Raw genomic sequence first — 18,549 nt, 5'->3', positions numbered from 1 at the left:
TTAGCTCCCTATCCTTAATACAGCGAATGCTTGTTGTTCTCGACAAAGTTCTTGTCGAGACGGCCGAACATTTTGTAGTACGACCAGCTGGTGTACCCCAGAACGATAGGCACGAAGATCGCCGCGACAACGGTCATCACTTCCAGCGTCAACAGACTGGAGGTGGCATCCCACATGGTCAGACTGATGTTAGGCACGGTGCTTGACGGCATCACGAACGGGAACATGGTCACACCGGCAGTCAGGATCACGCAGGCAATGGTCAGTGACGAAGTCACGAATGCCAGCGCGTCTTTCGACATGCGGGAGAACAGCACCGTAAACAGCGGCAGCACCACGCCCAGAGCAGGCAGTGCCCACAGCAGCGGATACTTGTTGAAGTTAATCAACCAGGCACCGGCCTGATGAGCCACTTCTTTACGCATCGGGTTAGACTCCGCCATGGTATCCAGCGCCGAGGTAATGACATAACCATCGATGCCTTTCACCAGCCAAATGCCACCTAACAGGAAGAACACCGCCATCACCAGCGTGGAGATCTGCGCCGCAGCACGGGCACGCAGGTGGATCTCACCGGTAGTACGCATCTGCAGGTAGGTCGCACCCTGGGTCACCAGCATGGTCAGGCTGACCACACCCGCCAACAGGCCAAACGGATTCAGCAGTTGGAAGAAGTTACCGGTGTAGAACAGACGCATGTATTCGTCCATGTGGAACGGCACGCCCTGCAGCAGGTTGCCGAACGCCACGCCGAACACCACCGCCGGCACAAAGCTGCCGATGAAGATGCCCCAGTCCCACATGTTGCGCCAGCGGCTGCTCTCCAGCTTCGAGCGGTAGTCAAAACCGACCGGGCGGAAGAACAAGGCGGACAGCACCAGGATCATGGCGACGTAGAAACCGGAGAACGCCGCCGCATAGACCATTGGCCAGGCGGCAAACAGCGCACCACCGGCGGTGATCAGCCACACCTGGTTACCGTCCCAGTGCGGCGCGATGGAGTTGATCATCACCCGGCGCTCGGTATCGGTTTTACCGATAATGCGCACCAGAATGCCGACCCCCATGTCGAAACCGTCGGTGACGGCGAAACCGATCAGCAGTACGCCAATCAGGATCCACCAGATAAATCGCAGTACTTCATAATCAAACATACGTGGACTCCTGTTTAGCGCGCTTCCTGCACGGCGGCAGTCGGTTGTTCAAAGTGGTAGCGGCCAGTTTTCAGGCTGCTTGGACCCAGGCGTGCAAATTTGAACATCAGGTACATTTCAGCCACCAGGAACAAGGTGTACAAGCCGCAAATCAGCCCCATCGAGAACAGAATGTCACCCGCAGTCAGCGATGAGTTGGCGACCGCAGTCGGCAGCACCTCACCAATCGCCCAAGGTTGACGACCGTATTCAGCCACAAACCAGCCGGCTTCGATGGCAATCCACGGCAGCGGCAGGCCATACAGCGCCGCGCGGTGCAGCCACTTTCTCTGGCCAATGCGGCCACGAAGCACGCTCCAGAATGACAGGCCGATAATCAGCAACATCAGCACGCCACAGGCCACCATGATGCGGAAGGCGAAGTACAGCGGCGCTACGCGTGGAATAGAGTCTTTAGTTGCCTGCTGGATCTGCGTTTCCGTCGCGTCGGTGACGTTCTGGGTATAACGCTTCAGCAGCAAACCATAACCCAAGTCTTGCTTGGCTTTATTGAACTCGGCACGAACCGCCGGATCGGTATTACCGCTGCGCAGCTCTTCCAGCAATTGGTAGGCTTTCATCCCGTTGCGGATACGCACTTCATGCTGCGCCATCAGATCTTTCAGGCCGGTGACCTGCGTATCTGTTGAGCGGGTGGCAATCAGGCCGAGCGCATAAGGAATTTGGATCGCGTAGGAGTTTTCCATTTTATCCTGATTCGGAATACCGAACAGGGTAAAGGAAGCCGGAGCCGGTTGAGTGTCCCACTCGGCTTCGATGGCAGCCAGTTTGGTTTTCTGCACGTCACCCATTTCGTAGCCGGATTCATCACCCAGAACGATAACGGACAGCACGGCAGCCATACCGAAGCTGGCAGCAATGGCGAAGGAGCGTTTGGCAAAGGCGATATCACGGCCTTTCAACAGGTAGTAAGAGCTGATACCCAGTACGAACATCGCACCACAGGTGTAGCCGGCCGCCACGGTGTGAACGAACTTCACCTGCGCAACAGGGTTAAGCACCAGTTCGGAGAAGCTGAGCATCTCCATACGCATGGTTTCGAAGTTGAAGTCCGAGGCGATAGGGTTCTGCATCCAGCCGTTGGCTACCAGGATCCACAGCGCGGAGAAGTTTGAGCCCAGTGCCACAAGCCAGGTTACGGCCATGTGCTGCACCTTGCCCAGACGATCCCAGCCGAAGAAGAACAGGCCGACCAGCGTCGATTCAAGGAAGAACGCCATCAGACCTTCGATGGCCAGAGGGGCCCCGAAAATATCACCGACGTAGTGTGAGAAATATGACCAGTTGGTCCCGAACTGGAACTCCATGGTCAAACCGGTGGCCACACCCAGAGCAAAGTTAATTGCAAATAACTTGCCCCAGAATTTGGTCATATCTTTATAGATTTGCTTGCCTGACAGTACATATACCGTTTCCATAATTGCCAGCAAAAACGCCATGCCTAGCGTTAATGGGACAAATAAGAAGTGGTACATCGCCGTTAAAGCAAACTGTAAGCGCGACAGTTCGACAATATCAAACATCTTGACTCCTTGCTCCTCGCAGGAAGACTCCGACATGCGGTTATCGATATGACTTCGGGTGAAGCTACCGGTAACGCCCCGCAGTGAATGCCCTTAAAAACAACAAAAATTTGATCCAGCTTCTCCGCTTTCAACCATGCATTCGACGCGGGCCGCACTGGCCAGTGCACTAAACACACCACTGAAAACCGACAACGGGTAACAAATGCAACAAGATCAACCATCCATATTCACCATGGATGATACTCGCCCAATCCCACACAATAAATAGGTTTTTACGTGATATGGGTTAGACTTTTGGTTACAGGTCAAATTTTAGCCCAAAGAGGTACTCAGCCGTAATTTGATCTGGAACAATTTAAGCCTATCTGAATTTTATTTCCAGATTCAGCTCACAATTTCTCATAATTATCTTGTGGTTATGTTACATAATGGTTTCGTAGTCTATGTAGGTACTTTTTGTGTTAAATAGATGTGATATTTAATGGTTATCTGTATTTAAATGAAGTCTTGAGTGTGAATGATGTTAACGCTTATTAACCTGCCAATAGGACAAGCTTAGCTTATTTTTTTACTCTGATAATTGTAGGCAATAAAAAGAATAATTATCGATAAAGCCGCGCTTAAATACCCCTGCCCCATCCCCTTTTCCACTTAATTGACGCCGTTAATCCCCACCGCCACCACACTGATGCCCGGCAGCCCTTCCAGCAGGCAAAAAAAAACAGGGCCAGACGCTTGGTCTGACCCTGCTTGGATACGGACTACCGCAGGTTAAATTAGCGGTTCAGAACTGCTTTGACAGCTTCGCCGATATCGGCCAGGCTGCGCACGGTTTTAACCCCTGCCGCTTCCAGCGCTGCGAATTTCTCGTCTGCAGTGCCTTTGCCGCCGGCAATGATGGCACCGGCATGGCCCATACGCTTGCCTTTAGGCGCGGTAACGCCCGCGATGTAGCCCACGACGGGTTTGGTCACGTGTTCTTTGATGTAAGCCGCAGCTTCTTCTTCCGCGCTGCCGCCGATCTCACCGATCATGACGATCGCTTCAGTTTGCGGATCTTCCTGGAACAATTTCAGGATATCGATGAAGTTGGAGCCTGGGATCGGGTCACCGCCGATGCCCACACAGGTAGACTGGCCCAAACCGGTATCGGTGGTTTGCTTCACCGCTTCGTAGGTCAGGGTGCCGGAGCGGGATACGATGCCCACTTTGCCTGGCAGGTGGATGTGGCCTGGCATGATGCCGATTTTGCACTCGCCCGGGGTGATAACGCCTGGGCAGTTCGGGCCAATCATTCGCACGCCTGCTTCATCCAGCTTCACCTTGACGGTCAGCATATCCAGCGTCGGGATGCCTTCGGTAATAGTGATGATCAGTTTGATGCCTGCATCGATAGCTTCCAGAATGGAATCTTTACAGAACGGTGCAGGTACGTAGATCACGGACGCCGTGGCGCCGGTCGCTTCAACCGCTTCACGCACGGTGTTGAACACCGGCAGGCCCAGGTGCTGAGTGCCGCCTTTGCCCGGCGTCACGCCACCGACCATTTTGGTGCCGTAAGCGATAGCTTGTTCGGAGTGGAAGGTCCCCTGGCTACCGGTGAAACCCTGACAGATAACTTTGGTGTTCTTATCGATTAAAATGGACATTATTTACCCTCCACTGCCGCAACAACTTGCTGAGCCGCATCAGTCAGGCTGGTCGCAGCAATGATATTCAGACCGCTGTCCGCCAGTTTCTTGGCGCCCAGTTCGGCGTTATTCCCTTCCAGACGCACCACCACCGGGACGTTAACGCCCACTTCGGCTACTGCGCCGATGATACCGTCAGCGATCAGGTCGCAGCGCACGATACCACCGAAAATGTTAACCAATACCGCTTTCACCTTGTCGTCGGACAGGATGATTTTGAAGGCTTCGGTCACGCGCTCTTTGGTTGCACCGCCGCCTACGTCGAGGAAGTTGGCTGGCTCACCGCCGTGCAGTTTAACGATGTCCATGGTCCCCATCGCCAGGCCTGCGCCGTTAACCATGCAGCCGATGTTGCCGTCGAGAGCAACGTAGTTCAGCTCCCACTGTGCCGCACGGGATTCACGCTCGTCTTCCTGAGACAGGTCGCGCATTTCACGCAGCTCAGGTTGACGGAACAGTGCGTTACCGTCAGCGCCCAGTTTGCCGTCCAGACAGATCAGATCGCCCTGCTTGGTCACCACCAGCGGGTTAATCTCAACCATCGCCAGGTCGCGCTCCAGGAACAGGGTCGCCAGGCCCATGAAGATCTTGGCGAATTGGCCAACCTGCTTACCGGTCAGGCCCAGTTTGAAGGCCAGTTCACGGCCCTGGTAAGGCTGCGGGCCTGCCAGTGGGTCGATGGTCATTTTGTGGATCAGTTCCGGCGTTTCTTCCGCAACTTTCTCAATCTCAACGCCACCCTCGGTGGATGCCATGAACACCACGCGACGGCTTGCACGGTCAACTACCGCACCCAGGTACAGTTCTTTATCGATGTCGGTTGCGGCTTCTACCAGGATCTGGTGAACCGGCTGGCCCAGCGCGTCAGTCTGGTAGGTCACCAGACGCTTGCCCAGCCAGGCTTCAGCGAAAGCACGGATGTCTTCTTTGCTGTTAACGACTTTAACGCCGCCAGCTTTACCGCGGCCGCCAGCATGAACCTGACATTTAACCACCCACGGGCCGGAGCCGATTTTGGATGCGGCTTCTTCCGCTTCACGCGGTGTGGTACAGGCGTAACCGGTTGGTGCCGGCATGCCATACCGAGCAAACAGCTGTTTTGCCTGATATTCGTGTAAATTCATGATGTTCTATCCATTCAGTTCTGAAGGTTTTAGCCGAGTCATTTTGGCGGAAAACCGCATGACTTTCGTCGGCCACATAGCACAGAGTGTGGGCGCGGCGTACCGCGCCCATCAGGGTTATACGTCCAGCAGCAGACGAGCCGGATCTTCCAGCATCTCTTTAACAGTCACCAGGTAACCGACGGATTCTTTACCGTCGATCAGGCGGTGATCGTAAGACAGTGCCAGATACATCATTGGCTGGATCACAACCTGGCCTTTAACCGCCATTGGGCGATCTTTAATGGCGTGCATGCCCAGGATGGCGCTCTGCGGTGGGTTGATGATCGGGGTAGACATCAGTGAACCGAATACGCCGCCGTTGGTAATGGTGAAGTTACCGCCGGTCAGCTCTTCCACAGTCAGTTTGCCATCACGGCCCTTGACTGCCAGCTCTTTGATTTTCTTCTCGATGTCCGCCATGCTCATGGTGTCTACGTCGCGCAGAACTGGGGTCACCAGGCCACGTGGGGTAGATACCGCAATGCTGATATCGAAGTAGTTGTGGTAGACCACATCGGTGCCGTCGATGGAAGCGTTCACTTCCGGGAAGCGTTTCAGTGCTTCAACAACCGCCTTGATGTAGAAGGACATGAAGCCCAGACGTACACCGTGACGTTTTTCGAAAGCTTCACCGTACTGCTTGCGCAGGTCCATGATCGGCTGCATGTTGATTTCGTTGAAGGTAGTCAGCATCGCAGTGCTGTTCTTCGCTTCCAACAGGCGCTCGGCCACGCGTTTGCGCAGGCGGGTCATCGGCACGCGTTTTTCGCTGCGGCTGCTCAGAGCAGGCTGCGGTGCGGCTTCGACGGCGGCTGGTTTGTCGGCTTTTTTGCCGTTAGCCAGGTGCGCTTCCACGTCTTCACGGGTGATACGGCCACCCACGCCGCTGCCTTTGATGGCGGCAGCATCGAGATCGTGTTCGGCGATCAGGCGGCGGATCGCCGGGCTGAGCGCGTCATTGCTCTCTTCTTCCAGGCTGGCAGTCGCGCGCTGTGCAGGCGTGGCTTCTTTCTCCTGGCTCTTCTCAGCGGTCGGTTTGCCGGAGCTGTCGCCCGGACGGATGCGGCCTAGCAGCTGGCGAGACAGCACGGTTGCGCCCTCTTCTTCCACGATCGCATCGAGGATCCCGGCTTCACTTGCCGGAACTTCCAGAACCACTTTGTCAGTTTCGATTTCAACCAGAACTTCGTCACGCTGGACGCTGTCACCTGGTTTCTTGTGCCAGGTGGCTACGGTCGCATCCGCAACCGATTCAGGAAGGTCAGGTACCAGAATATCTACGCTACTCATTTAGCTTTCCCTTAATCTTTAACAATATTCAGCGCGTCATTAACCAGAGCCTGTTGCTGCTTCTGGTGTACGGACATATAACCGACTGCCGGTGAGGCAGAGGCTGGACGTCCGGCGTAACGTAAAGAAGCCCCGAACGGCACCACTTCACGGAAGTTGTGTTGGCTGCAGTACCAGGCGCCCTGGTTCAGCGGCTCTTCCTGACACCAGACGAAATCATGCACGTGAGCATACTTCTCCAGCACCGCCTGAACGGCCTGATGCGGGAACGGGTACAGCTGTTCGATGCGGATGATAGCCACGTCTTTCTGGTCGTTCTTGCGGCGTTGTTCCAGCAGATCGTAATAGACCTTACCGGAGCACATGACCACGCGTTTGACCGCTTTCGGATCCAGCTCGTCGATCTCACCGATCGCCGGCAGGAAGGTACCGTTAGCCAGCTCATCCAGGGATGAAGTCGCCAGCGGATGACGCAGCAGAGATTTCGGCGACATCACCACCAACGGACGACGCATACCGCGCAGCGCCTGACGACGCAGCATATGGTAAACCTGCGCCGGGGTGGACGGGATGCACACCTGCATGTTCTGCTCAGCACACAGCTGCAGGTAACGTTCCAGACGCGCAGAGGAGTGCTCTGGGCCCTGGCCTTCGTAACCGTGCGGCAGCAGCATCACCAGGCCGCACATACGACCCCATTTCTGCTCGCCGGAGCTGATGAACTGGTCGATCACCACCTGAGCGCCGTTGGCGAAGTCACCGAACTGCGCTTCCCAAATGGTCAGGGTGCGCGGTTCTGCGGTGGCATAACCATATTCGAACGCCAATACGGCTTCTTCTGACAGCACGGAGTCCCAAACTTTGAACTCGCCCTGCCCGCTGTGAACATTGGCCAGCGGAACGTAGACCGAACCGTTTTTCTGGTTGTGCACCACAGCATGACGGTGGAAGAAGGTACCGCGACCGGCGTCTTCGCCGGAAAGGCGAATCGGGATGCCTTCATCGACCATGGTGGCGTAGGCCAGCGTTTCCGCCGCGCCCCAGTCGAACGCTTTGTTACCTGCCGCCATCTCTGCCCGGTCTGCGTAGATTTTGGCTACGCGTGACTGCATTTCGATCGCTTCCGGCACGGTGCTGATGCGACGGGCCAGTTCCTGCAGGCGCTTCATCTCAACCTTGCTTGGGTACTCTTCATCCCATTCGTGGTTAAGGTACGGCGACCAGGTAAAGCTATGCAGGTTCATCGGACGCCACTCTTCAACCACGCAATCGCCGCGGTCGAGTGCATCACGATACAGGTTGACCATTTCCGTGGCATCTTCCAGGCTGGCGACTTTTTGTTCGGTCAGCACGTCAGCATAAAGCTTGCGCGGCGTTGGGTGTTTTTTGATCTTCTGGTACATCACCGGCTGGGTTGCACTTGGCTCATCGGCCTCGTTATGCCCATGGCGACGGTAGCAGACCAGATCGATCATCACGTCACGTTTGAAGGTGTTACGGAAATCCAACGCCAAGCGGGTCACAAAGGCCACCGCTTCCGGATCGTCAGCATTTACGTGGAAGATCGGCGACTGCACCATCTTGGCGATGTCAGTACAATATTCGGTAGAACGCGCATCCAACGGGTTGGAGGTAGTGAAACCAACCTGGTTGTTGATCACGATACGCACCGTGCCGCCCACTTCGTAGCCGCGAGCCTGCGACATGTTCAGGGTTTCCTGAACCACGCCCTGGCCGGTAATGGCGGCGTCACCGTGGATGGTGATTGGCAGTACCATATTGCTGCGCGCTTCGTCCAGACGGTCACGACGAGCACGAACTGAGCCCATGACCACCGGGCTGACGATCTCCAGGTGCGACGGGTTAAACGCCAGCGCCAGGTGAACCATGCCGCCTTCGGTTTCTACGTCGGAGGAGAAGCCCTGGTGATATTTAACGTCACCGGTGCCGAGGTGTTCTTTATGCTTGCCGGCAAACTCGTCGAACAGATCGGCAGGTTTTTTGCCCAGTACGTTGATCAACACGTTCAGACGGCCGCGGTGGGCCATGCCCAATACCACTTCGCGCGTACCGTTCTTACCGGCGTGACGCACCATCTCTTTGAGCATCGGTACCAGCGCATCGCCACCTTCCAGCGAGAAGCGTTTCGCCCCTGGGAATTTGGCACCGAGGTAACGCTCCAGACCTTCCGCTGCGGTCAGTTCGTTCAGGAAGCGGCGTTTCTCGTCATCGGTAAAGCTGGCGTGCCCCACCACCGATTCAATACGCTGCTGGATCCAACGTTTCTCTTCAGTGTTGGTAATGTGCATGTATTCCGCACCGATCGAGCCGCAGTAAGTCTGCTTCAGCGCGGCATACAGGTCACCCAGCTTCATGGTTTCTTTGCCGATAGCGAAAGAACCCACGTTGAAGGTTTCCTGGAAGTCGGCTTCGGTCAGGTTGTGATAGGCGGGTTCAAGGTCAGGAACTTGCTCACGCTGCCACAGACCGAGCGGATCGAGGTTGGCATGCTGATGTCCGCGGAAACGGAAGGCGTTAATCAGCTGCAGTACCTTGACCTGTTTGGCATCGGTGTCTGGGTCGTTGATGGTGGTGTTGTAACGCGCGGAGTCTTTCGCCAGGCGGCGGAAGTAGTCACGCGTTTGAGAGTGAAGCTGATCGGGTTTTACACCCGCGGTTGGTAGCTGTTGAAAAATGGAACGCCAGCTATCTTCAACGGAGCCCGGATCGGTTAAGAAGTCTTCATAGAGCTGTTCTATGTAAGACTGGTTCGCGCCCGCCAGATAGGAGGAATCCAGCCAGGCCTTCATTGCGCCGTTCTGCATCATGATCCCTTAAGCTTTGAAGCTTTAGTTTTCGCCGTGGTTAACATAATTACCGTGATGGATACGGTTTGCCGTAGAAACGGTTCACTCGACGTACTTTTACGGTACGTTCTGCTATGGACCTTGCGGTCCCTTACAAGGAACCTCTAAAAACCGGCGGGCGAACCTGGCTGCATAGTGCCGCAGCCACGGGGCAGTTTTTAGAGGCTCCCTCCTTTGTGATGTGCGCCGGAAGCTGCCCGGCGCAGCATCTCATTCCACTTATGCGCCGCGTTGCAGCAGCATAGACTTGATATGACCGATAGCACGCGTCGGGTTCAAGCCTTTAGGACATACACTGACACAATTCATAATGCTATGGCAGCGGAAAACACTGAAAGCGTCGTCTAGATCGTCTAAACGTTCTTCCGTTTCCGTGTCACGGCTGTCAATCAGGAAGCGGTATGCCGCCAGCAGGCCAGCCGGGCCAATGAATTTGTCCGGGTTCCACCAGAATGATGGGCAAGAGGTCGAACAACAAGCGCATAAAATGCACTCATAAAGTCCGTCCAGCTTGGCACGTTGCTCCGGCGATTGCAGGTGCTCACGCGCCGGCGGATTCTTGCCGTCGTTCTGCAGGTAAGGTTTGATCTTTTCATACTGGGTGTAGAACTGACCCATATCCACCACCAGATCGCGCACTACCGGCAAGCCAGGCAGCGGGCGGATCACAATCTTGTTGTTGCCTTTGCGCAGCGACGAGATCGGGGTGATGCAAGCCAGGCCGTTTTTGCCGTTCATGTTGATCCCGTCGGAACCACACACGCCTTCACGGCAGGAACGACGGAACGACAGGCTGGGATCTTTTTCTTTCAGCAGGATCAAGGCATCCAGCAACATCATGTCGCGACCTTCTTCCGCTTCCAGGCTGTAGTCCTGCATATGCGGGGCGTCATCAACATCCGGATTGTAGCGATAAATTGAAAATTCGAGTTTCATCAATCGATCTCCGCAATTAGTAAGAACGCACTTTCGGCGGGAATGCCGGGCGCAGCTTCGGTTGCATGTTCACTTCACGACGCGTCATGCTTTCCGATTGCGGCTGATACAGCGAGTGACACAGCCAGTTGGCGTCATCACGTTCCGGGAAGTCGAAGCGGCTGTGCGCGCCACGGCTTTCGGTACGGAAGTTGGCCGACACGGCGGTGGAAAACGCGGTCTCCATCAGGTTATCCAACTCCAGGCATTCGATGCGCTGGGTGTTGAACTCGCTGGAGGTATCGTCCAGACGTGCGTTCTTCAGACGTTCACGGATCACTTTCAGCTCTTCCAGGCCTTTCGCCATCGCATCGCCTTCGCGGAATACCGAGAAGTTGTGCTGCATGCAGGCTTGAAGCGCCTTACGGATTTCTACCGGATCTTCACCGGAACGGGTGTTGTTCCAGCGGTTCAGACGATCCAGCGATGCTTCTACATCAGAATCGCTGGCATCACGGCTTTCGCCCTGCTCCGCCAGAGACTCATGCAGATGCATGCCGGCGGCACGGCCGAACACCACCAGGTCCAGCAACGAGTTGCCGCCCAGACGGTTGGCGCCGTGCACCGATACGCAGGCAATTTCGCCCACGGCGAACAGGCCCGGGATCACCACGTCTTCGCCTTTTTCGTTCACGGTCAACGCCTGGCCGGTCACTTTGGTCGGAATACCGCCCATCATGTAGTGGCAGGTTGGGATGACCGGAATCGGCTCTTTCACCGGGTCGACGTGCGCGAAGGTGCGCGACAGTTCCAGAATGCCCGGCAGACGGGATTCCAGCACTTCTTTGCCCAGGTGATCCAGCTTCAGCTTGACGTGTGGGCCCCATGGACCGTCACAGCCGCGGCCTTCGCGGATTTCAATCATGATAGAACGGGCTACGACATCACGGCCCGCCAGGTCTTTGGCGTTCGGCGCATAGCGCTCCATGAAACGCTCGCCGTGTTTGTTCAGCAGATAACCGCCTTCGCCACGGCAACCTTCGGTCACCAATACTCCGGCGCCGGCGATGCCGGTCGGGTGGAACTGCCACATTTCCATGTCCTGCACCGGCACGCCGGCGCGCAGCGCCATGCCGACACCGTCGCCGGTGTTGATGTGGGCGTTGGTGGTGGACTGGTAAATGCGGCCTGCACCGCCGGTCGCCAGCACGGTGGCTTTGGCTTTGAAGTAAACCACTTCACCGGTTTCGATGCAGATAGCCGTGGTGCCGACCACTGCGCCATCCTGGTTTTTCACCAGATCCAGCGCATACCACTCGGAGAAGATAGTGGTGTGATTTTTCAGATTCTGTTGGTACAGGGTGTGCAGCAACGCGTGACCGGTACGGTCAGCTGCCGCCGCGGTGCGTGCCGCCTGTGCGCCACCGAAGTTCAGTGACTGGCCGCCAAACGGACGCTGATAAATGCGACCTTCGTCAGTACGGGAGAACGGCAGGCCCATATGCTCCAGCTCCAGAACCGCTTCCGGGCCGGTTTTACACATATATTCAATGGCGTCCTGGTCACCGATATAATCGGAACCCTTCACCGTGTCATACATATGCCATTCCCAGTTATCATCGTGGTTGTTACCCAGGGCTACGGTGATGCCACCCTGTGCAGACACGGTGTGGGAACGGGTCGGGAATACTTTGGACAGCAGGGCACAGCTGGAGCCTGCTTGAGAAATTTGCAGTGCCGCGCGCATACCTGCGCCGCCTGCACCGATAACTACAGCATCAAACTCTCTGATCGGCAGTTTCATCTTACGCACCCCACACTACGATTGTTCCGTACAGTAAATAGACCAGCAACACGACAACAATCGCCAGTTGCAACACCAGACGTACCGCCAAAGGCTTGACGTAATCCGTCAAGACCTGCCACAAACCGACCCAGGCGTGAACCAGAATCGACAGCAGCGTCAGCAGGGTGAACACTTTCGTAATAGAGGTGGCGAAAAAGCCGCGCCAGATTTCGTAGGTGAGATCCGGAGCCGTAACGAAGAAGCCCAGGATATACAGAACATACAGGGTGATGACGATAGCGGAAGCACGCAGTAACAACCAGTCGTGTACGCCGTTGCGTCCTAATGCAGAAACATTGTTTACCATACGAGGACTCCAGCCAGAACTGACAGCACGACGGTCAGACCGATCGCCACCTGGGCAGAACGGGTACCGGCAGCTAAACTCTCTTCGATATAGCCAAAATCCATTAACAAGTGGCGAATACCACCGCAAATGTGATAGGCCAGCGCCGTGAGGATGCCCCAGAATATGAATTTGACAACGAAGCTATTCATGATGGCGGCAGCCTGCATGAACCCCTCTTGGGAAGAGAGAGACAGGCCCAGCAGCCAGAGGAGGATACCCACGGCAACGAAGGTAATTACGCCAGAGACTCGGTGTAAGATGGACGCTATCGCAGTTACGGGAAACCGGATCGTTTGCAGATCCAGGTTGACAGGTCTTTGTTTTTTCACGTTTTTGCCCACACAGCTCTTATTATTTTCCTTCCTCCGGCCTGGGCGGGGATCAGACAGCGTTAAGAGCCAAAACCCTCACACGTCACGCGCTCAAACAACAACATCCTCTGTGCTTAAACGGCGCGTAGTTATAACGCTGGGTGCTCCTACTTCAGGGTATCCCGGAGACCTGGCGGCAGTATAGGAGGATCACATTCTGATTACAATTCCCATACAATCCCTTTGGTAACATTTCCCCCGAACAGTGATTTAGATCACGAATTTCACAATTGGCACAAAATTAATTATCTGATTTGACAAGAGATCAACAATTCCATTACATATAGGGGCACAAACGGTCCTATGATGCGCTATAGGTCAGCAGATACACTTCCCCCTGTGTTCAAGATATGCAACAGTGTATTTGGCAGAACCTATCCCAATGGCGGTTTTTGCCGGGCATGTTTGCAGCAGTTCGCCGCAGATTAAATAAAATAAGGCATATAAAACAGTTTATTGGGATAGGTTCAACAACCCCCGAACACGTCGTAGGTAAGATTAACAGAATATAACGAATTCCGATGAATCGTTAACAACTGGTCACCCGCCTCGTTCGCCTGGTTAGCACTCTGTACCCTACCCGCGCATTTGCGCAGTCGCTCACAGAGTTAGCGTCCGCACCATTTTTTGCGGGCAACCTGAGGAGAATTAAGGTATTTCAGTTGTTAGAGGTTTTTAAAATAAGGCGCTAAGGAGACAGTAAATGACTGATAAGAAAGCGACGCTAACCATTAACGATGGTGAAGCTCCAATCGAACTGGGCGTATTATCCCCGACACTGGGCCCCGATGTCCTCGATGTCCGCGCCCTGGGCTCCAAAGGTTATTTCACGTTTGATCCCGGCTTTACCTCTACCGCTTCCTGCGAATCCAAAATCACCTTTATCGACGGTGACAAAGGCGTGCTGCTGCACCGTGGCTTCCCGATTGAACAGCTGGCGAAAGAGTCTTCTTACCTGGAAGTGTGCTACATCCTGCTGTACGGCGAGACCCCAACCGCAGAAGAGTTCGAAACCTTCAAAACGACCGTCACCCGTCACACCATGATCCACGATCAGATCACCCATCTGTTCCGTGGCTTCCGCCGCGACTCGCACCCTATGGCGGTGCTGTGCGGCGTGACCGGTGCCCTGGCGGCGTTCTACCACGATGCGCTGGACGTCAACAACGAGCGTCACCGCGAGATCACCGCGTTCCGCCTGCTGTCCAAAATGCCTACCGTGGCGGCCATGTGTTACAAATATTCCCTGGGTCAGCCGTTCGTTTATCCACGTAACGACCTGTCCTACGCCGGTAACTTCCTGCACATGATGTTCGCGACCCCGTGTGAAGAATACGTGGTGAACCCAGTGCTGGAACGCGCAATGGATCGCATCCTGATCCTGCACGCAGACCACGAGCAGAACGCTTCCACCTCTACCGTACGTACCGCCGGTTCTTCAGGCGCTAACCCGTTTGCCTGTATCGCGGCCGGTATCGCCTCCCTGTGGGGCCCGGCACACGGCGGCGCCAACGAAGCCGCGCTGAAAATGCTGGAAGAGATCAAGACCGTTGAGCACATCCCTGAGTTTATCAAACGCGCCAAGGACAAGAACGACTCCTTCCGTCTGATGGGCTTTGGCCACCGCGTGTACAAGAACTACGACCCACGCGCCACCGTGATGCGCGAAACCTGTCACGAAGTGCTGAAAGAGCTGAACAAGAAGGACGACAACCTGCTTGAAGTGGCGATGGAGCTGGAACACATCGCGCTGAACGACCCGTACTTCATCGAGAAGAAGCTGTACCCGAACGTCGACTTCTACTCAGGCATCATTCTGAAGGCAATGGGCATTCCTTCTTCCATGTTCACCGTAATCTTCGCCATCGCCCGTACCATCGGCTGGATTGCACACTGGAACGAAATGCACGACGAAGGCATCAAGATTGCCCGTCCGCGTCAGCTGTACACCGGCTATGCCGAACGCGATTTCAAATCTCAGGTGAAAAACAAATAACGCCGCTTTACCCTACATAAAGCCGCACAAGCCGCCCGATGGGCGGCTTTTTTTTGCTATTTCTGACAGCCGGGACACCAATAAAACGGCCGCGACGACAACGAAGTACGGACAATCATCGCGCCGCAACGTTCGCAGGGTTCACCGCTACGGTGAAACACCTTGAAGCTGAATAACGCGCCGTGATGACGGTTCTCATTCACCTGCCCACGAGTCTGGTAAGACAGCCTCGGCACCGCCAGCAAGGCCTTTGCCAGCCGTTGCAAAGCCTCTGGCGACAGATCCTGCGGCTTATGCTGCGGTGCCAGTTCAGCCTGCCAGAGAATTTCTGCGCGCAGATAATTGCCCAGCCCGGCAAGAAACGCCTGATCGAGCAACATGCCGCCCAGTTGCCTGCGGCAAAACCTCGGCGACAACAGCCGCTGTTCTACCACCGTTTCCGTCAGCGTCATATCCAGCACGTCAGGGCCGATACGTTGCAAAAACGGATGCTGTTCAATTTCCTCGCGCGGCCCAAGGGTAATATCCGAAGCGCTGTACAACAGAATTGCCCGCTCCGCCGTTTCCAGCCGTACGCGCAGATCCCGTTTGGTTTTCGGCGTTTCCCCTGCGTTCACCACCTTCCACACGCCATACAATTGGTTATGGCTATAAAGCGTCAGCCCATTGGAAAAGTGGGTCAGCAATGCCTTGCCACGCGGCTCGATAGCAATGATCCGCTCACCGATTAACCGGTCGCGATAGTGTTTAAGCTGGGGAAAGGCAAAACCGACGTCGGTCAGCGGCTGGTCGATCACCGCCGCCGCCAGTGCATCTGCCGCCCGGCGAATCTCCGGTCCTTCCGGCATAGAATCACTCCTGAGTAGCCCCCGACGCGACAAACCGCGCCGGGGAAAAACGGCGATTAATGCGTCGCGCCGCCGACGACCTTCAAATCGTGTTCAACCTGCAGTGCAATGGAGATGGCCAGTTCCAGCGCGAACAACACCGTGGTTGCCGCCATGCTGGGAGCGCCAGGATGTGCGGCAGCCTGCTCCGGCAGATAAGGGATATGAATGAACCCACCCTTGATCGCCTGCTGTTTGCTTAAACGGTGCAACAAGCCGTACATCACATGGTTGCAAACGTAAGTGCCGGCCGTTTGCGATACGGAAGCCGGGATGCCCGCTTCACGCATCGCTTCGACCATCGCCTTGACCGGCAAGGTGCTGAAATAGGCCGCAGGCCCGTTTTCAACGATAGGCTCGTCTATCGGCTGCTGCCCCTGATTATCCGGAATACGCGCATCGTCGATATTGATTGCCACGCGTTCCAGCGTAATGTCAGTCCGTCCACCGGCCTGGCCGATAGCTAACACCATCACTGGCTGTACGTCATCAATCGCCTCATTGAGCGCTTCCAGCGCCGCGCCGAATACGCAGGGCAACTGGCGAGCAATAATGCGCGCGCCGGAAAGCTCCATATCATTGAGTTGCTTTACCACTTCCCACGAAGGATTAACGCGCTCGCCGCCAAAGGGCTCAAAGCCCGTGATCAACACCTTTTGCATGCGTTCTCCTTAAAGGAACATCAGGAAATAAAGCAGGAATACGTTCACCAACAGCAGCAGCACCCCGGTCGGCACCTGCGCCTTGATGACCGCATTCTTGTCCGGCAATTCCAGCAACGCCGCCGGTACAATATTAAAGTTAGCAGCCATTGGCGTCATCAGCGTGCCGCAATAGCCGGAAAACATGCCGATGGCCGCCATCACCGCCGGGTTACCGCCGTGTTGCAGCACCAGGATCGGGATGCCGATACCGGCAGTGACGATCGGGAAAGCGGCAAAGGCGTTACCCATCACCATGGTCAACAGCGCCATACCGATGGCATAAACCGCCACCGCGATAAAGCGGTTATCCACCGCCAGATACTCTTGAGTCAGATGAGAGATGGCCGTGCCAACGCCTGCGGCGGTAAACAGCAAGCCCAGCGTGGCGAGGATTTGCGGCAAAATAAACGCCCAACCGATGGAATCCAGCAGGCGGCGCGCTTCCTGAATCGGTTGCAGCGCTTTTTCATGGGTCATTTTCACCGCAATCACCAGCCCCAGCAAACAACCGGCGGTCATTGAGAACAGGGTAATCAAGGTAGCGTGGTTGCCGCTGCCGAACACCGCAGTTTGCAGTGACGGAATATTGTTGAACAGCAGAACGCCAACCACCGTCACCACCGGGATGGCCAGTGCCGGAATAAACAGCCGGTTACCCAAGCGTTTCGCGCTCTCTTCGCGCTGCTGGGGAGTCCGTTGATGATAGCTACCCAGACGCACGCCACCAAAGCCGGCGATCAACGCCATGACCACTACCACCACGCCGACGATGATATGCAGCATGCGTTTTTCGTTACTGCCCTCTCCCAGCACGTCGCCCAACAGGCTATAGGTCCAGTCACCGACCAGGAACACCACGCCGTACAACGCCCAGAACAGGCCGGTGGTAATGCGCCGTGGGTTGGCGCGATCGCGGAACGACATCACGGCGACAATCAGCAGCACCACGCCGGCCAGCCAATAGAGATATTGTTGTTGGAAAGTCATTGGGCATCTCCTTTGGCCTGCAGCGCCGCCTGATTAAGCTGCGACAATTCAGCGCTGAGCTGCTTATCCATCCGGTAAAGCCGGAACGCATGGATCAGGAAGGCAAAGATAGCGGTGGGAATGCCCCACAAGGCTATATGCAGCGGCTCGGTCTGGATACCACCGGATTCCAGCATAAAGTTGTGCATGAAGATGATCGCACCGAAGGCCACAAAAATGTCTTCGCCAAAGAACAACCCGACGTTATCCGTCGCGGCAGACATGGCGCGCAGGCGGTGGCGCGTACGCTCCGGCAGCTCGCCGTAACGGTTTTCCGCGGCCCCTTCCGCCATCGGTGCCAACAGCGGACGCACCATTTGCGGATGCCCGCCCAGGCTGGTCAGCCCCATCGCGGCCGTAATTTCGCGCACGAACAGATAGACGATCAGCAAACGTCCAGCGGTGGCGCTTTTGATCTTGGCGATCCATGCCTGTGCACGCTCTTTCAAACCGTGGCGTTCCAGCAAACCGATCACCGCCAAGGGCAGCAGCAGGATCAGCGGCAGGTTACGGGTATTCAAGAAACCCTCACCCAGTTTTTCCAGGATCACATCCAGCGGCATCAATGCCGCCAGCCCGGTGATAATGCCGGCGACAATCACCACCAGCACGGGGTTAAAGCGTAAAACAAACCCGACCACGATGGCAGCAATGCCAATCAGTGGCCAGAGGTTAACGGCCTGTTCCATAGTATTCCCTCG

Annotated in this window: 15 protein-coding genes; 1 reads left to right on the top strand and 14 read right to left on the bottom strand. The window is 55.7% G+C overall.

The window, feature by feature from the left end; all coding sequences use genetic code 11:
• Window positions 1-14: 14 nt before the first annotated feature.
• The 10 genes from cydB to sdhC all read right to left on the bottom strand — a co-directional run bounded on the left by cydB (window position 15) and on the right by sdhC (window position 13,205).
• A complete protein-coding gene (cydB, locus tag H5P17_RS13865) occupies window positions 15-1,154 on the bottom strand; it encodes a cytochrome d ubiquinol oxidase subunit II (protein WP_044548918.1) in 1,140 nt (379 codons plus the stop codon).
• A gap of 14 nt (window positions 1,155-1,168) precedes the next feature.
• A complete protein-coding gene (gene cydA, locus H5P17_RS13860; RefSeq protein WP_044548917.1) occupies window positions 1,169-2,737 on the bottom strand; it encodes a cytochrome ubiquinol oxidase subunit I in 1,569 nt (522 codons plus the stop codon).
• Between the two features lie 779 nt (window positions 2,738-3,516).
• Window positions 3,517-4,389 (bottom strand): succinate--CoA ligase subunit alpha, encoded by an 873-nt coding sequence (gene sucD / locus H5P17_RS13855; RefSeq protein WP_020825678.1) that lies wholly within the window; start codon window positions 4,387-4,389, stop codon window positions 3,517-3,519.
• The gene (gene sucC / locus H5P17_RS13850) at window positions 4,389-5,555 is read right to left on the bottom strand and encodes an ADP-forming succinate--CoA ligase subunit beta (protein ID WP_020825677.1); all 1,167 of its coding nucleotides are present in this window, start codon (window positions 5,553-5,555) and stop codon (window positions 4,389-4,391) included. The genes sucD and sucC overlap by 1 nt, the downstream gene beginning before the upstream one ends.
• A 117-nt stretch (window positions 5,556-5,672) precedes the next feature.
• Window positions 5,673-6,887 (bottom strand): 2-oxoglutarate dehydrogenase complex dihydrolipoyllysine-residue succinyltransferase, encoded by a 1,215-nt coding sequence (odhB, locus tag H5P17_RS13845; protein WP_044548916.1) that lies wholly within the window; start codon window positions 6,885-6,887, stop codon window positions 5,673-5,675.
• Window positions 6,888-6,898: 11 nt separating this feature from the next.
• The gene (sucA, locus tag H5P17_RS13840) at window positions 6,899-9,712 is read right to left on the bottom strand and encodes a 2-oxoglutarate dehydrogenase E1 component (protein ID WP_044548914.1); all 2,814 of its coding nucleotides are present in this window, start codon (window positions 9,710-9,712) and stop codon (window positions 6,899-6,901) included.
• A 261-nt stretch (window positions 9,713-9,973) separates the two neighbouring features.
• Window positions 9,974-10,690 carry a succinate dehydrogenase iron-sulfur subunit gene (locus H5P17_RS13835; RefSeq protein WP_020825674.1) on the bottom strand — a complete coding sequence of 239 codons (717 nt, stop codon included), beginning with the start codon at window positions 10,688-10,690 and terminating at the stop codon, window positions 9,974-9,976.
• A 16-nt stretch (window positions 10,691-10,706) separates the two neighbouring features.
• The gene (gene sdhA, locus H5P17_RS13830) at window positions 10,707-12,473 is read right to left on the bottom strand and encodes a succinate dehydrogenase flavoprotein subunit (RefSeq protein ID WP_020825673.1); all 1,767 of its coding nucleotides are present in this window, start codon (window positions 12,471-12,473) and stop codon (window positions 10,707-10,709) included.
• A 1-nt stretch (window position 12,474) separates the two neighbouring features.
• On the bottom strand, window positions 12,475-12,822 hold the full coding sequence (gene sdhD / locus H5P17_RS13825) for a succinate dehydrogenase membrane anchor subunit (RefSeq protein ID WP_020825672.1): 348 nt from the start codon (window positions 12,820-12,822) through the stop codon (window positions 12,475-12,477).
• Window positions 12,816-13,205 (bottom strand): succinate dehydrogenase cytochrome b556 subunit, encoded by a 390-nt coding sequence (sdhC, locus tag H5P17_RS13820; protein WP_020825671.1) that lies wholly within the window; start codon window positions 13,203-13,205, stop codon window positions 12,816-12,818. The genes sdhD and sdhC overlap by 7 nt, the downstream gene beginning before the upstream one ends.
• A 733-nt stretch (window positions 13,206-13,938) precedes the next feature.
• Between sdhC and H5P17_RS13815 the strand changes: the two genes are divergently transcribed.
• Entirely contained in the window at window positions 13,939-15,231 is a 1,293-nt protein-coding gene (locus H5P17_RS13815) for a citrate synthase (RefSeq protein ID WP_020825670.1), read from the top strand.
• 56 nt (window positions 15,232-15,287) lie between these two features.
• Here H5P17_RS13815 and nei read toward each other — a convergent pair whose 3' ends face one another.
• Genes nei through H5P17_RS13795 form a run of 4 tightly spaced genes read right to left on the bottom strand, consistent with a single transcriptional unit; the run spans window position 15,288 to window position 18,537 of the window.
• Complete coding sequence (gene nei / locus H5P17_RS13810) at window positions 15,288-16,079, bottom strand: endonuclease VIII (protein ID WP_182823500.1); 792 nt, start codon at window positions 16,077-16,079, stop codon at window positions 15,288-15,290.
• Window positions 16,080-16,135: 56 nt separating this feature from the next.
• Window positions 16,136-16,780 (bottom strand): pyroglutamyl-peptidase I, encoded by a 645-nt coding sequence (gene pcp, locus H5P17_RS13805; RefSeq protein WP_182823498.1) that lies wholly within the window; start codon window positions 16,778-16,780, stop codon window positions 16,136-16,138.
• A 9-nt stretch (window positions 16,781-16,789) separates the two neighbouring features.
• The gene (locus tag H5P17_RS13800) at window positions 16,790-17,809 is read right to left on the bottom strand and encodes a DUF979 domain-containing protein (protein WP_044548911.1); all 1,020 of its coding nucleotides are present in this window, start codon (window positions 17,807-17,809) and stop codon (window positions 16,790-16,792) included.
• Window positions 17,806-18,537, bottom strand: coding sequence for a DUF969 domain-containing protein (locus H5P17_RS13795; protein ID WP_044548910.1), 732 nt, complete (start codon window positions 18,535-18,537; stop codon window positions 17,806-17,808). Before H5P17_RS13795 ends, H5P17_RS13800 begins: the two co-directional genes overlap by 4 nt.
• Between the last annotated feature and the right edge of the window lie 12 nt (window positions 18,538-18,549).

It is taken from the genome of Serratia sp. OS31, from assembly GCF_014164835.1.
Lineage (GTDB): Bacteria > Pseudomonadota > Gammaproteobacteria > Enterobacterales > Enterobacteriaceae > Serratia > Serratia liquefaciens_A.
This window is presented reverse-complemented; position numbering and strand designations above follow the sequence as displayed.